The 15,377-nt window shown below is 68.4% G+C and carries 11 protein-coding genes; 8 read left to right on the top strand and 3 right to left on the bottom strand.

Features of this window, described 5'->3' with window-relative positions:
* Positions 1-108: 108 nt before the first annotated feature.
* The 3 genes from AC1DSC_RS21985 (at position 109) to AC1DSC_RS21975 (ending at position 5,115) form a co-directional block, all read left to right on the top strand.
* Positions 109-2,562, top strand: a complete 2,454-nt coding sequence (locus tag AC1DSC_RS21985) for a DNA internalization-related competence protein ComEC/Rec2 (protein ID WP_369663101.1) — start codon at positions 109-111, stop codon at positions 2,560-2,562.
* A gap of 91 nt (positions 2,563-2,653) precedes the next feature.
* A complete protein-coding gene (locus AC1DSC_RS21980; RefSeq protein WP_012748500.1) occupies positions 2,654-4,147 on the top strand; it encodes a circularly permuted type 2 ATP-grasp protein in 1,494 nt (497 codons plus the stop codon).
* 11 nt (positions 4,148-4,158) lie between these two features.
* Positions 4,159-5,115: an alpha-E domain-containing protein gene (locus AC1DSC_RS21975; RefSeq protein WP_012748499.1), complete on the top strand. Its 957-nt coding sequence runs from the start codon at positions 4,159-4,161 to the stop codon at positions 5,113-5,115.
* 24 nt (positions 5,116-5,139) lie between these two features.
* On the opposite strand, the gene AC1DSC_RS21970 is transcribed toward AC1DSC_RS21975, so the two are convergent.
* On the bottom strand, positions 5,140-6,984 hold the full coding sequence (locus tag AC1DSC_RS21970) for a phosphoethanolamine transferase (protein ID WP_369663100.1): 1,845 nt from the start codon (positions 6,982-6,984) through the stop codon (positions 5,140-5,142).
* 35 nt (positions 6,985-7,019) lie between these two features.
* On the opposite strand from AC1DSC_RS21970, the gene AC1DSC_RS21965 reads away from it, so the two are divergent.
* Positions 7,020-7,481: an SH3 domain-containing protein gene (locus AC1DSC_RS21965; protein WP_369663099.1), complete on the top strand. Its 462-nt coding sequence runs from the start codon at positions 7,020-7,022 to the stop codon at positions 7,479-7,481.
* A gap of 3 nt (positions 7,482-7,484) precedes the next feature.
* Here AC1DSC_RS21965 and glpK read toward each other — a convergent pair whose 3' ends face one another.
* The gene (gene glpK / locus AC1DSC_RS21960) at positions 7,485-8,978 is read right to left on the bottom strand and encodes a glycerol kinase GlpK (RefSeq protein ID WP_369663098.1); all 1,494 of its coding nucleotides are present in this window, start codon (positions 8,976-8,978) and stop codon (positions 7,485-7,487) included.
* A 365-nt stretch (positions 8,979-9,343) separates the two neighbouring features.
* Positions 9,344-10,111 carry a DeoR/GlpR family DNA-binding transcription regulator gene (locus AC1DSC_RS21955; protein WP_012748495.1) on the bottom strand — a complete coding sequence of 256 codons (768 nt, stop codon included), beginning with the start codon at positions 10,109-10,111 and terminating at the stop codon, positions 9,344-9,346.
* Between the two features lie 121 nt (positions 10,112-10,232).
* Here AC1DSC_RS21955 and glpD point away from each other — a divergent pair, with 121 nt between their 5' ends.
* The 4 genes from glpD to AC1DSC_RS21935 all read left to right on the top strand — a co-directional run bounded on the left by glpD (position 10,233) and on the right by AC1DSC_RS21935 (position 15,087).
* Positions 10,233-11,906 (top strand): glycerol-3-phosphate dehydrogenase, encoded by a 1,674-nt coding sequence (gene glpD / locus AC1DSC_RS21950; protein WP_369663097.1) that lies wholly within the window; start codon positions 10,233-10,235, stop codon positions 11,904-11,906.
* Positions 11,906-12,979 carry an ABC transporter ATP-binding protein gene (locus AC1DSC_RS21945; protein WP_369663096.1) on the top strand — a complete coding sequence of 358 codons (1,074 nt, stop codon included), beginning with the start codon at positions 11,906-11,908 and terminating at the stop codon, positions 12,977-12,979. The genes glpD and AC1DSC_RS21945 overlap by 1 nt, the downstream gene beginning before the upstream one ends.
* Position 12,980: 1 nt before the next feature.
* Entirely contained in the window at positions 12,981-14,051 is a 1,071-nt protein-coding gene (locus tag AC1DSC_RS21940; RefSeq protein ID WP_062366553.1) for an ABC transporter ATP-binding protein, read from the top strand.
* Between the two features lie 145 nt (positions 14,052-14,196).
* Positions 14,197-15,087 (top strand): carbohydrate ABC transporter permease, encoded by an 891-nt coding sequence (locus AC1DSC_RS21935; RefSeq protein ID WP_018907389.1) that lies wholly within the window; start codon positions 14,197-14,199, stop codon positions 15,085-15,087.
* Positions 15,088-15,377 lie beyond the last annotated feature (290 nt).

The following is a 15,377-nucleotide window of genomic DNA, read 5'->3' as shown; positions in this document are numbered from 1 at the left end:
GAAAAGATGTCTCTTGTGAGACGCATACTAGCCCAGAAGCAAAGCAATTAACGCGCCACTGAGCGCGAGCATGGGGAGGGTTTGCATCATGTGTTCTGGAGTTGGCCGGTGAGGCCGGCACGTGCCGCGGCGGCGTCGTGGGCCTTTGCTGCGCTGGGCGGATCGCTGCTCGGCGCGGCCTTGCAACTGCAGCAGCCGCGGCTGTGGAGCGCGGGTGCCTATGCGGCGCTGCTCTTCGCGGGCCTTGCGGGGCTGGCGGCACTGTCGCGCCGATGGCGATGGCCGCTTCGTGCGTGGCGCATGCCGGCAGGGCTTGCGATGGCCCTTGCGCTGGCCTGCGGTGCGCTTGCCGCCGGCGGGCTCGCGGGCTGGCGCGCGGCGGTCTACGCAGCGGGCGCGCTCGACCCGGCCCTCGAAGGCCGCGACCTGCAGGTGGTGGGCGTGGTCGCGCAGATGCCCCAGCGCAACGAGGGCGGCACGCGCTTTCGGCTTGATGTGGAGTCGGCGCGCTGGGCGGATGGGCGCGCCGGGGCTGCGCCACGCGTTCCGGCGCGCATCGCGCTCGGCTGGTACCGCGAGGACAGCTCTCTCTGGGGGCGCGCGACGGAAGGCCGAGCCACGGCCGGCGACGCGGCCGCGCTGCATGCGGGCGAGCGCTGGCGCCTCACCGTGCGGCTCAAGGCGCCGCACGGCAATCTCAATCCGCACGGCTTCGACAGCGAACTGTGGCTCTGGGAGCAGGGCGTGCATGCCAGCGGCTATGTGCGAACCGGCGCCCGCGATGCCGCACCGGCACACCTGCAATCCACATGGCTGCATCCGATCGAGCGTGCGCGGGAGGCGGTGCGCGATGCGGTGTTCGAGCGCGTGGCCGACGCGCGGCAGGCCGGCGTCATCGCCGCACTCGTGACCGGCGACCAGGGCGCCATCGACCGCAGCGACTGGGATGTGTTCCGCGCCACCGGCGTGGCCCACCTGATGTCGATTTCGGGGCTGCACATCACCATGTTCGCCTGGCTTGCCGCGCACGCGGTGGGCGCGCTGTGGCGGCGCAGCGGCCGGCTGATGCTGCGCGTTCCCGCGCCGCAGGCCGCGCTGGCCGGTGGCGTGCTGCTGGCCGGGCTCTATGCGCTTTTCAGCGGCTGGGGCGTGCCTTCGCAGCGCACGGTCTGGATGCTCGCGACCGCGGCGCTGCTGCGGCTCACGGGGCGGCGCTGGCCATGGCCCCATGTCTGGCTGCTGATCGCGGCGGTGGTGGTGGCCGTCGACCCGTGGGCGCTGATGCAGGCCGGTTTCTGGCTCAGCTTCGTGGCGGTCGGCATCCTGTTCGCGACCGGCTTCATGCGGCCGGCCGAGGAGGCGGCGGGCCGGTCGGCCCGGCTGTTGGCCTTCTTCCGCGAGCAGTGGGTGATCACGCTGGCGCTGACGCCATTGAGCCTGCTGCTTTTCCAGCAGGTGTCGGTGGTGGGGCTGCTGGCCAATGCGGTGGCGATCCCCTGGGTCACGCTGGTGGTCACGCCGCTGGCGATGCTGGGGGCGGTGGCGCCGCCGCTCTGGGATCTTGCCGCCTGGGCCGTGCAGGCGCTGGCCCTGCTGCTGCGCTGGCTGGCCGCACTGCCGTACGCCACGCTCTCGATGGCGGCGCCGCCCGTGTGGATGGCGGCCTGCGGCGTGGCGGGCGGCGTCCTGCTTGCGATGCGGCTGCCGTGGTCGCTGCGCACGCTGGGCCTGCCGCTCCTCTTGCCGGTGCTGCTCTGGCACGCGCCCCGGCCGGCCGCGGGGCAGTTCGAGCTGCTGGCTGCGGACATCGGGCAGGGCAACGCGATCCTCGTGCGCACCGCAACGCACAGCCTGCTGTACGACGCGGGTCCGCGCTACAGCCTCGAGAGCGACGCCGGCCACCGCGTGCTCGTGCCGCTGCTGCGCGCCTTCGACGAGCGGCTGGACATGCTGGTGCTGAGCCACCGCGACAGCGACCACACCGGCGGCGCGCCCGCGGTGCTCGCGATGCAGCCGCAGGCGGCGCTGTCGAGCTCGATCGAAGCCGCGCACCCGCTGCAGTCGGTGCGGCCGGCCCGGCGCTGCGAGGCGGGGCAGCGCTGGAGCTGGGACGGCGTGGATTTCGAGATCCTCCATCCGGCGGCGGGCGACTACCTGTCGTTCACCAAGCCCAATGCCATTTCTTGCGTGCTGCGCATCGCCAACGGCGGCGCCACGGTGCTGCTGGCCGGCGACATCGAGCGCCTGCAGGAGGCGGCGCTGGTGTCGCGCGCGGCCGACCTGCGCGCCGACGTGCTGCTCGCGCCGCACCACGGCAGCAAGAGCTCGTCGAGCGCCGCGTTCCTCGAGGCGGTGCGCCCGCGCATCGCGCTGGTCCAGGCGGGCTACCGCAACCGTTTCGGCCATCCGGCCCCGGAAGTGGTCGAGCGCTATGCCGCGCAGGGCGTGAAGCTGGTCGAGAGCGTGCCTTGCGGCGCCGTGCTGTGGCGCAGCCGGGAACCGGGCGAAGTCGGCTGCGAACGGGAGCGCAATGCCCGGTATTGGCACCACCGCCTGCCGTGAAAGCGGGCGGCGGCGCGGTGTTTCGCCTCAACATAGGGCTTTCACTGGCCTCGAACTTGCTAAGCTATGGCTCAAGGAGATTGGTCGTTCCATGCACAAATTCGACGAGATGTATGAGCAGTTGCCCTATGCGGGGGCTGCAATCCGACAGCACTACAAGCGCTACGACCAATGGCTTGCGAAGCAACCCGGCGAGGTGATGCGATCGCGGCGCGAAGAGGCGGAAATGATCTTCCGCCGGGTCGGCATCACCTTTGCGGTGTACGGCGCCAAGGACGAGGACGGTTCCGGCACCGAGCGGCTCATACCGTTCGACCTGCTGCCGCGCATCATTCCGGCCCACGAGTGGGAGAGCATGGAAAAGGGGCTGGTGCAGCGCGTGACGGCGCTCAACCGCTTCCTGCATGACGTCTACCACGACCAGGAAATCATCAAGGCCGGCATCATTCCGGCCGAGCAGATCCTGAACAACGCGCAGTTCCGCCCCGAGATGATGGGCGTCAACGTGCCGCACAACGTGTACTCCAACATCTCGGGCATCGACATCGTGCGCGCCCCCGATGCCCAGGGCAACGGCGAGTACTACGTGCTCGAGGACAACCTGCGCGTGCCCAGCGGCGTGAGCTACATGCTGGAAAACCGCAAGATGATGATGCGGCTCTTCCCCGAGCTGTTCAACCAGAACCGCATCGCGCCCGTGGCGCACTACCCCGACCTGCTGCTGGAAACGCTGCGCGCCAGCGCACCGCCCGCCACGGCCGAGCCCACGGTGGTGGTGCTCACGCCCGGCATGTACAACAGCGCCTACTTCGAGCATGCCTTCCTCGCCCAGCAGATGGGCGTGGAACTGGTCGAGGGGCAGGATCTGTTCGTGAAGGACAACTTCGTCTACATGCGCACCACGCGCGGGCCGCGGCGCGTCGACGTGATCTACCGCCGCGTCGACGACGACTTCCTCGACCCCGAGGTCTTCCGCCCCACCTCCACGCTCGGCTGCGCGGGCCTGATGCGCGCCTACCGCGAAGGCAACGTCGTCATCTGCAATGCCGTGGGCACCGGCGTGGCCGACGACAAGTCGATCTACCCCTACGTGCCCAAGATGGTCGAGTTCTACCTCGGCGAAAAGCCGATCCTGAAGAACGTGCCCACCTACATGTGCCGCAACAAGGACGAGCTGCAGTACACGCTCGACAACATGAAGGACCTGGTCGTGAAAGAGGTGCACGGCGCCGGCGGCTACGGCATGCTGATCGGCCCGGCCGCCACGCAGGCCGAGATCGAGGACTTCAAGAAGGCCGTCATCGCCAAGCCCGACGGCTACATCGCGCAGCCCACGCTGAGCCTGTCGACCTCGCCGACCTTCGTCGACGCCGGCATTGCGCCGCGCCACATCGACCTGCGCCCCTTCGTGCTTTCGGGCAGCGAGGTGCAGATGGTGCCCGGCGGCCTCACGCGCGTGGCACTCAAGGAGGGTTCGCTGGTGGTCAATTCATCGCAGGGCGGCGGCACCAAGGACACCTGGATCCTCGAAGCCGACCGCGCGCCCAGGCCCAACAAGGCGGCACAGTCGCAAAGCCAATCGTAGGAGCACAAAAGATGCTGTCACGCACCGCTGATCACCTCTACTGGATGTCCCGCTACACCGAGCGCGCGGAGAACACCGCCCGCATGCTCGACGTCAACTACCAGACCTCGCTGCTGCCCCAGTCGGCCGAAGTGGCCAAGTACGGCTGGCAGGGCGTGTTGTCCATCAGCGAGCTGCTGCCTTCGTACAACAAGAAGTACGAGCAGATCACGCCGCACGACGTGATGGAGTTCATGGTCAAGGACGAGAGCAATCCGTCTTCCATCCTTTCGTGCCTCAAGGCCGCGCGCGAGAATGCGCGGGCGGTTCGCGGCGCGCTCACCACCGAGGCCTGGGAAACCCAGAACACCACCTGGCTCGAGGTCAACCGCATGCTGCGCGCCGGCGATTTCGAGCGCGACCCGGCCCAGTTCTTCGAATGGGTCAAGTTCCGCTCGCACCTGTCGCGCGGCGTCACGCTCGGCACCATGCTGCAGGACGAGGCGTTCTACTTCTCGCGCCTTGGCACCTTTCTGGAGCGCGCCGACAACACCGCGCGGCTGGTGGACGTGAAGTTCCACGCGCTCAACAGCGAGTTCTTCGGCACCGCCACGGAAGAAGACCAGGAGTACGACTTCTATCACTGGAGCGCGATCCTGCGCAGCGTCTCGGCCTTCGAGGTGTACCGCAAGGTGTACCGCGACGTGATCAAGCCCGAGCGCGTGGCCGAGCTGCTCATTCTTCGCGCCGACATGCCGCGCTCGCTGCATGCGAGCCTGGTCGAAGTGGTGAACAACCTCGCCAAGGTGCAGAACGAGCAGAGCGCCGAAACCCAGCGCCGCGCCGGCAAGCTGCTGGCTGACCTGCAGTACGCGCGCGTCGACGAAATCCTTGCGACCGGGCTGCATGCCTACCTCACGCAGTTCCTCGACCGGGTGAACGAGCTCGGCGGGCGCATCAGCCAGGACTTCCTGGTGCCGGCGCACTGAGCGGGCAGCCCCGGCGGCCCTTCCTCAGCGCGAGAACGACTCGACGGCCACCGGGATCTTCGGAGGCTGCCAGCGGTAGGCCGGGTCCAGCACGTTGCGCTCGGGCACCTGGCCGCGCCACTGGATCTTGAGCAGGTCCATCAGCGTCCAGGCCGCCCAGTCGGCGCGAAAGGGCTGCTGCTGCGCGGCGCCGTCCGGCAGCGGCTGCCGGTTGCGCCAGATCACCGCCGGAATGCGGTAGCCCGAAGCGGTCGAAGGGCTGTGGCCCGCACGGTCGCTGCCATGCCCCACTTCCTGGCCGTGGTCCGACAGGTAGATCCAGGCGCGATAGTCATGCGGCTTGCCCGCGCTGCGCGTCTGCTGCAAAAGCTCGGACACCACGAAGTCGTGGTACAGCAGCGCGGCGTCGTACTCCTGCCGGAAGCGGCGCACCCAGGCCGACCGGCCGTTCTTCACCAGGCCGGTCTCGACCGCATCCACGTCGTCGTCGAAGGGATTGGCGTTCTCGGGAAAGCGCAGGCTGTAGTGCGGGTGCGCGCCCATCAGGTGCACCACGATCAGCTTGCGGTCGGTGCCCGCATCCTGCAGCGCCTCCTGCACGCAGTCGAGGATCTCGCCGTCCAGCGAGGCGCTGGCGCGGCCGGGCGTGCGGTTCACCATGTCCACCACATCGGCGAAGCGCGCATGCTGCTGCTCGATGGCCAGGTCGTCATGGTTGCTGATCCACCAGACCTTGTAGCCCGCGGCGCGTGCCAGCGCCAGCAGGTGCGGCGGGTTCTCGCCGTTCTCCGTGTGGGGCAAGCCGAAGTGGAACAGGTTGCGCAGCGCGGGCAGGGTGCTCGCGTCCGCCGACCACGCATTGCGCAGCACGGCCATCTGGTCGCCGGCCTGCGCCTTGTGCGCCAGCAGGCGCGGCGTGGTGGGGCGGCCGTAGCCGTAGAGCGCCATGTTGTCGCGGTTGATGCTGTCGGTGATGACCAGCACCACCGTCGACGGGCCGGCCTCCAGCGGCACGGGCGCGATCGCCTTGGCCTGCGCCATCATGCGGTCGCGCACCTGCTGCTGGTCGGCCCATGCGGCGCGCAGCGCCTGGACCGAATGCGACCACTGGGACCAGAACAGCGCGGGATGCAGCCGGCGCCACGGCTTGCTCGCATAGGCCAGGCAGGCGAGCAGCAGCACCATGAGCACCAGCGACCTCAGCCAGAACGGAAGGCGTTGGCGCACACCCGGCGCCGCCGAAGCTGAAACCGCCGCCGCACCGCGCCGAACGAACATGCCCGCGAGCACCGCGGCCCCCGCCAGCGCCGCCGACCAGACGACGGCGGACCGCCAGTGCATCCTCAGGTATTCGGTGCTTTCGCGCACGCTGGTGTTGGCCGCGGCGCCCAGCACCATCGCGCCGTCGGGCGCGGCCTGGTAGGTGTCGAGCAGGTAGGCGCGCGCCACGCCGTCGAGCGCGAAGCCCATCACCCAGAGCCAGACGAGCGCCGCGCGCAGGCGCCGCAGCCGCACGCTGCGCAGCGGCCACGCGAGCCACAGCACCATCGGCGCGGCGAGCACCGCGAGCTGCGCGATGCGCCGGCCGTCGTGGCCCAGCACGATGAATGCCAGCAGCGTGGCACCGACCGCGCCGCAGGCGAGCAGGGGGTGCGAGGCGTTCCGGACAGCGGACGCTTCGGAGTGGAGGGTGGTCAATCGTGCAAAGCGGGAGGTCGAGAGGGCGGGCGCATTTTGCCCCGCGGCGTGTGCGCTGCCTGCCAGTGTCCGGGCTGCAACGGGGTCTTTGCTGCGGCGCTGCGGGATATCCCCCACGGAACTTATTGCGCCTCGCAGGCCCAGACGGGCTCGCCCGGCATCGCCGGACATCTTCGTGAAGCCCGATAGAAAGGAACCCTCCCTCCATGTTCAGATCCAGCCGACTGCCCGCGCTGCTCCTCGCATTCGTTCTCTCGTGGGTGGCACTGCCGTCTGCATCCGCCGCCGAGCGGCAGATGGTCAGTTCCGCGGCCAACACCCTGAACATGCGCACCGGTCCCGGCCAGCGCTACGAAGCGCACTGGACCGTGGGCAAGGGCTACCCGTTCCGCGTCATCGGCCGCAAGGGCGACTGGCTGCGGGTCAGCGACTTCGAGAACGACAAGGCATGGGTCTACCGCCCGATGACCAGCAAGACGCCGCACCACGTGGTGAAGGCCAAGGTGGCCGTGCTGCGCAGGTCGCCGAGCACGCGCAGCCCGGTGGTGAAGCGGGCAGCGTATGGCGACGTGCTGCGCACGCTCGAGCGCCGCGGCGACTGGGTCAAGGTCCGGCACGAAGGCGGCGGCACCGGCTGGGTGGCGCGGCGCCTGGTGTGGGGCTGGTAGGCCTCAGGTCGCCGTGGCCTGCCGCACCGCGCGCTCCCAGCGCGCCATCGATTCCTCGGCCTGCGCGCGGCCCATGGTCGGCATGAAGCGCCGCTCCACCTTCCACAGCTTCGAGAGCTGCCGCGCGTCGCTGTAGACGCCGGTCGACAGGCCCGCCAGGTAGGCGGCGCCGAGCGCGGTGGTCTCGATCACTTCGGGCCGCACCACGGGAATGCCCAGCAGGTCGGCCTGGAACTGCATCAGCAGGTCGTTCACGCTGGCGCCGCCGTCCACGCGCAGTTCGGCGACGGGCGTGCCGCCGGCCGCCACCGCATCGCGGCTCATGGCCTGCAGCAGCGCGGCGCTCTGGTAGGCGATGCTCTCGAGCGCGGCGCGCGCGATGTGCGCCACCGTGGTCCCGCGCGTGAGGCCGGTGATGGTGCCGCGCGCATCGGCGTCCCAGTAGGGCGCGCCCAGGCCGGTGAAGGCCGGCACCATCATCACGCCGCCCGCATCGGGCACGCTTTCGGCGAGCGACTGCACTTCCGCGCTGCCCTTGATGGCCTTCAGGCCGTCGCGCAGCCACTGCACCACGGCGCCGCCGACGAACACGCTGCCTTCCATCGCGTACTGCGGCGTGGCGCTGGTCTGCGCGGCGCTGGTCACGAGCAGGCCGTTGTGCGAGGGCTGGAATTCGCCGCCGGTGTGCATCAGCAGGAAGCAGCCGGTGCCGTAGGTGTTCTTGGCCATGCCGGCCGCAAAGCAGGCCTGGCCGAAGAGGGCGCTCTGCTGGTCGCCGGCCACGCCGCCGATGGGCAGCGCGCGGCCGAGCAGGGCGGCGTCGGTGTCGGCAAAGTGCGAGCTCGACGGCTGCACGCTGGGCATGAGCGCAGCGGGAATGTCGAGCGCCTTGAGCAGGTCGGCATCCCATTCGTTGCGGTGCACGTTGAAGAGCATGGTGCGCGAGGCGTTGCTCACGTCGGTCACGTGCACCTTGCCGCCGGTGAGCTGCCACATGAGCCAGCTGTCGACGGTGCCGAAGGCGAGCTCGCCGCGCTCGGCCTGGGCGCGCGCGCCGGGCACGTTGTCGAGCAGCCAGCGCAGCTTGGTGCCGGAAAAATAGGCATCGATGACGAGCCCGGTCTTCTCCTGGATGGTGGCGGCCATGCCCTGGTCGCGCAGCTGCGCGCACATCGGCTCGGCGCGCCGGTCCTGCCAGACGATGGCGTGGTGCACGGGCTGGCCGGTCTTGCGGTTCCACAGCAGGGTGGTCTCGCGCTGGTTGGTGATGCCGATGGCGTGGATGTCCGCGGGCTGGACCTTGGCCTTGGCGAGCACGTCGCGCGCGGTGGCAAGCTGGCTGTGCCAGATCTCCATCGGGTCGTGTTCGACCCAGCCGGGCCGCGGATAGATTTGCGTGAGCTCCTTCTGCGCGATGGCGACGATGCGGCCTTCGCGGTCGAACACGATGCTGCGGGAGCTGGAGGTGCCCTGGTCGAGGGCGAGCAGGTAGGTCATGGCTTGAATGGTCCTCGTCGGGTCATGTCATTTGTTCTTGGCGCTGTTGTTCTTGTTGTTCAGGGCGCGTGCACAGATCACCGGGTACTCCCCTCCGCGAATGTCCCCCGGCCTGCGGCCTCCTCCTTGATTTCGCTGCGGGGAGCACCCGATGCTCTGTGCACATGGGCGCGCTGCTGGTGTATCGCTGATCAACGACCGCTCCGCATAACGCTCCCGTCGATGGGGTGCCTTGCGCAGCGAAATCAAGGGGGAGGCCGAAGGCCGGAGGACATTCGCGGAGCAAGGTACCCCGTCGGCGGGAGCGCGCCCTGAAGACAGCACCCAACGCCCAAAGGGAAGGACAGAAAAGCACGCTTGCATTTTCAATCGCGTGCAATCTCGAGCCGAACCTGCGCCGCATGCAGCAGATCGGCAAAAGGCGCCGGCGGCTCCGCGTCGGTGAAGAGGCGGTCGATCTGCGACAGCGTGCCCAGCTGGATCATCGCGGGCCGGTTGAACTTGCTCGCATCCGCCGCCAGCCACACCTCGCGTGCCTGCGCGATGATGGTCTGCGCCACCTTCACCTCGCGCAGGTCGAAGTCGCGCAGCGACCCGTCGGGCTCGATGCTCGACACGCCGATCAGCGCGATGTCCACCTTGAACTGGCGGATGAAATCGATCGTCGCCTCGCCCACGATCGCGCGGTCGCGCGGGCGCACCGAACCGCCCGCCACGATCACCTCGCACGAGGTGTTGCCGCTCAGGATCGTCGCCACGTTCAGGTTGTTGGTGATCACGCGCAAGCCCGTGTGGCGCAGCAGCGCCTTGGCGATGGCCTCGGTCGTGGTGCCGATGTTGAGGATCAGCGAACAGTCGTTGGGCACCAGCTCGGCCACGCGCCGCGCGATGCGCGCCTTGCCCTCCGCGTGCAGCGTTTCGCGCTGCTGGTAGCCGATGTTCTCGGTGGTGGAACTCGGCACGCGCACGCCGCCGTGAAAGCGCGTGAGCAACCCCTGGTCGGCCAGCCGCTGCACGTCGCGCCGCACCGTCTGCAGCGTGACACCCAGCATGTCGGCCAGCTGTTCGACGGTGACCGAGCCGCGCGTGCGCACGGTATCGAGAAGATTGATCTGGCGCGGATTGGAGTTCACAGAGGCGTCGTGGAAAGCGTGAAGACTCTCCAGAGAGTACAGGCCGCGCCACTTTAAAACGAAAGAAAACGAATCCAACTAAGGGAAAACTCGGAGGAAAATCGCGCCAAAAGGAATCCAAATGAAAAGACGCGAAAATACAATGGCGCCCTTCCGTGACCAAAGTCATGAACCAACGGGCCCATCTTCTGTGAGCGATTTCTCCTCCAATCCGCCTTCGCCGGCAACCGATTGCGACGTGCTGATCGTCGGCGGCGGCATCAACGGCTGCGGCATTGCGCGCGACCTGGCCGGCCGGGGCTGGCGCGTGGTGCTGTGCGAGAAGGACGATCTCGCCTCGCACACCTCGTCGTCCTCCACCAAGCTGATCCACGGCGGCCTGCGCTACCTCGAGTACTACGAGTTCTCGCTCGTGCGCAAGGCGCTGCAGGAGCGCGAAGTGCTGCTCAAGAGCGCGCCGCACATCATGTGGCCGCTGCGCTTCGTGATGCCGCACGACCCGTCGATGCGGCCGGCCTGGATGATCCGCATCGGCCTCTTCCTGTATGACCATCTCGCCAGGCGCGAAGTGCTGCCGGGCTCGCGCAGCATCGACCTGCGCAGCCATGCGGCCGGCGCGCCGCTCAAGCCGCAGTTCAAGCGCGGCTTCGTCTATTCCGACGGCTGGGTCGACGATGCGCGGCTCGTGGTGCTCAACGCCGTCGATGCCAGGGCCCGCGGCGCCGAAGTGCTCACGCGCACCCGCTGCGTGCATGCGCAGCGCGACGCCGATGGCTGGACCGCCACGCTCGAGGCCGCGGACGGCGGCATCCGCACGGTGCGCGCCCGCGCCGTGGTCAATGCCGCGGGGCCGTGGGCGGAATCGTTCCTGCGCGGCGTGGCGCAGTCGGCCAAGGGCGAGCCGCTGGCCACGCGGCACCTGCGGCTGGTCAAGGGCAGCCACATCGTGGTGCCGCGCCTGTTCGAACACGACCACGCCTACATCTTCCAGAACCCCGACAAGCGGATCATCTTCGCGATTCCCTACCAGGACGAGTTCACGCTGATCGGCACCACCGACATCGAGCTGAATGGCGACGATCCCGGCGCCGCGCGCATCGCCGAGGAAGAAATCGCCTACCTCTGCATGCAGGCGAGCCGCTATTTCGACAAGCCCGTGAAGCCGGCCGACGTGGTCTGGACCTATTCGGGCGTGCGCCCGCTGCTCGACGATGCGTCGGGCGATCCGTCGGCCGTCACGCGCGACTACATGCTCGAGTCGAACACCACCGCGGCACCGCTGCTGTCGGTGTGGGGCGGCAAGATCACCACCTTCCGCAAGCTGGCCGAGGACGCGGCCGACGAGGTCGGCAAGATGCTCGGCCAGTCGAGCGCGCAGCGTCCGCCCTGGACCGATGGCGCCTTCCTGGCCGGCGGCGATCTTTCCGCATGGATCGGCGCCGCCACGCGGCCCGACGACGATTTCGAACGCTTCGTGGCCGCGGTGCAGGCGCGCCATGCATGGCTGGACGCCAAGCTCGCGCGTCGCCTGGCACGTGCCTACGGCGCGCGCGTGGCCGAGCTGCTCGGCGACGCCAAGTCCATGGAAGACATGGGCGAAGCCGTGGCACCCGGCCTCCACGAGCGCGAACTGCGCTTCCTGCAAGAGAACGAGTGGGCCGTGAGCGCCGACGACGTGCTCTGGCGCCGCTCGAAGCTCGGCCTGCGCTACACGGCCGAAGAGCGCCGGCAGGTGGCCGCCTGGCTGCAGGCACGCACCACCAACAACAGCTACATGATCAACGGGGAGCGCTGATGCAATTGACTCTGGAGCGCGTCACCAAGAAGGTCGGCGCGCAGACCTGGCTCTACGAACAGAGCATTGCGCCCCAAAGCGGCGCGGTCACCGTGCTGCTGGGCGCCACGCAGGCCGGCAAGACCAGCCTGATGCGCCTGATGGCGGGGCTCGACACGCCCAGCACCGGCCGCGTGCTGGTCGACGGCAAGGACGTGACCGGCATGCCGGTGCGCGAGCGCAACGTGGCCATGGTGTACCAGCAGTTCATCAACTATCCGTCGCTCACCGTGGCCGACAACATCGCCTCGCCGCTCAAGCTGCGCGGCGAGGCCAACATCGAGGCGCGCGTGAAGGCGCTGGCCGACAAGCTGCACATCGGCATGTTCCTCGACCGCCTGCCGGCCGAGCTGTCGGGCGGGCAGCAGCAGCGCGTGGCGCTGGCGCGCGCGCTGGCCAAGAACGCGCCGCTGATGCTGCTCGATGAACCGCTGGTGAACCTCGACTACAAGCTGCGCGAAGGCCTGCGCGAAGAGCTCACGCAGCTTTTTGCCACCGGCGATTCGACGGTCATCTACGCCACCACCGAACCCGGCGAGGCGCTGCTGCTGGGCGGCTACACGGCCGTGATGGACGAGGGCGAGTTGCTGCAATACGGCCCGACCGCCGAGGTGTTCCACGCGCCGCAATCGCTGCGCGTGGCGCGCGCCTTCAGCGATCCGCCAATGAATCTGCTGGCCGGCACCGCAACGCCCGGCCGCGTGCAACTCGCAGGCGGACCGGTGCTGGCGCTGGCGGTGCCTGAAAGCGTTTCGGGCGCGGTCACCGTCGGCCTGCGCGCGAGTGCATTGAACGTGGACGCGGGGGAGGGCGACATCGCCTTGCCCGGCAAGGTGGAGCTGGCCGAGATCTCGGGCTCCGACACCTTCGTGCACGTGGAGACGGCGGTCGGCGAGCTGGTGGCGCAGCTCACCGGCGTGCACCGCTTCGAGCTGGGCACGGCGATCACGCTGTACTTCAGTGCTTCGCAGGCCTATGTGTTCGATGCCGGCGAAAAGCTGGCGCTCGCGCCGGCATGGCGCAAAGGAAGCTGACATGGCACGCATCGATCTCGACCTGGCCCACGCCTACCGCCCCAACCCGAAGCAGGACAGCGACTATGCGCTGCTGCCGCTCAAGATGAGCTTCCGCGATGGCGGCGCGTACGCCTTGCTCGGGCCCTCGGGCTGCGGCAAGACGACCATGCTCAACATCATCTCGGGCCTGCTGGTGCCGTCGCAGGGCACGGTGACCTTCGATGGCCGCGACATGACGCGCGCCACGCCGCAGGAACGCAACATCGCGCAGGTGTTCCAGTTTCCGGTGATCTACGACACCATGACCGTGGCCGAGAACCTTGCGTTTCCGCTGCGCAACCGCAAGGTGCCCGAAGACCAGATCAGGAAGCGCGTGGGCGAGATTGCCGAAATGCTCGACATGAGCGGGCAGCTGAACCAGCGCGCCTCGGGCCTCGCGGCCGATGCCAAGCAGAAGATCTCGCTCGGCCGCGGCCTGGTGCGCAGCGACGTCTCGGCGGTGCTGTTCGACGAGCCGCTGACGGTGATCGATCCGCACCTCAAGTGGCAGCTGCGCCGCAAGCTCAAGCAGATCCACCGCGAGCTCAAGCTCACGCTGATCTACGTGACGCACGACCAGGTCGAGGCGCTCACCTTCGCCGAAGAGGTGGTGGTGATGACGCGCGGCAAGGCCGTGCAGGTGGGCAGCGCCGAGGCGCTGTTCGAGCGGCCGGCGCATACCTTCGTCGGCCACTTCATCGGCTCGCCGGGCATGAACTTTCTTTCGGCGAAGAGCGCGAACGGCGCGCTCGAGGTGGCGGGCACGCCGCTCGTGCCGACGCGCGAACTGCCGCAGGGCGCGCTCAAGATCGGCATCCGGCCCGAGTACCTGCGCCTGTCGAACGCGGGCGCCGCCGGCGCCGTGCCGGCCGTGGTGAAGCAGGTGCAGGACGTCGGCACGCACGCCATGCTGAGCGCCGAGGTCGACGGCGGCGTGGTCAAGGTGCGGCTGCACTCGGACGACCAGCCGCCGGCAGTGGGCGACACCGTGTGGCTGCGGGTGCTCGACACCCACACCTGCTACTACAAGGACGAGGAGCTGGTGGCATGAACACCCCGATCACAAACAGCCTGGTGCCTTTGTCTTTCTCCCTCCCCTTCCGGGGGAGGGCCGGGGTGGGGGCAAGCGGCGCCACCATCGGGCGCTCCGTCTGCCCCCATCCCAACCTTCCCCCGGAAGGGGAAGGAGCCAAGCCATGAACGCAACCAACAAGCCCATCAATCAAAAGGCCTGGTGGCTCGTGCTGCCGGTGCTGATCTGCGTGGCCTTCTCGGCCATCGTGCCGCTGATGACGGTGGTCAACTATTCGGTGCAGGACATCATCTCACCCGACCGGCGCGTGTTCGTCGGCACCGAGTGGTTCGCCTCGGTGATGCGCGACGACGAACTGCACCAGGCGCTGTGGCGCCAGCTGGGCTTTTCGCTGTCGGTGTTGCTGGTGGAGATTCCGCTGGGCATCTGCCTGGCGCTGTCGATGCCGGCCAAGGGCTGGAAGTCTTCGGCGGTGCTGGTGGTGGTGGCGCTGTCGCTGCTGATTCCCTGGAACGTGGTCGGCACCATCTGGCAGATCTACGGCCGCGCCGACATCGGCCTGCTGGGCCATGCGCTGCAGAAGCTGGGCATCGACTACAACTACACGGGCAGCGCGGCGGACGCGTGGCTCACGGTGCTGGTGATGGACGTGTGGCACTGGACGCCGCTGGTGGCGCTGCTGTGCTTTGCCGGCCTGCGCTCGATTCCCGACGCCTACTACCAGGCCGCGCGCATCGACGGCGCGAGCAAGTTCGCGGTGTTCCGCTACATCCAGCTGCCGAAGATGCGCGGCGTGCTGATGATCGCGGTGCTGCTGCGTTTCATGGACAGCTTCATGATCTACACCGAGCCCTTCGTCTTGACGGGCGGCGGGCCGGGCAACGCCACCACCTTCCTGAGCCAGTACCTCACGCAGAAGGCGGTGGGGCAGTTCGACCTGGGTCCGGCGGCTGCTTTCTCGCTGATCTATTTCCTGATCATCCTGTTGTTCTGCTTCGTGCTCTACAACTGGATGCAGCGGGTCGGGACGCAGGAAGTGGAGGTCGAGAAATGATTTGTTCCTGGTCCTCCTATTCAGGGCGCGCTCCCGCCGACGGGGTACCTTGCTCCGCGAATGTCCCCCGCCTTCGGCTCCTCCTTGATTTCGCTGCGCAAGGCACCCGATCGACGGGAGCGTTGGACAGAGCAGTTGTTGATCAGCCATACACCAGCGGCGTGCCCTGGTGCACAGGGCATCGGGTGCTCCCCGCAGCGAAATCAAGGAGGAGGCCGCAGGCCGGGGGACATTCGCGGAGGGGAGTACCCGGTGGCCTGTGCACGCGCCCTGAACGGCAGCGCCAAGAA

This window comes from Variovorax sp. 01N425 (assembly GCF_056399465.1).
The sequence above is the reverse complement of the archived record's forward strand: the minus strand, read 5'-3'. Positions and strand labels throughout refer to the sequence as shown.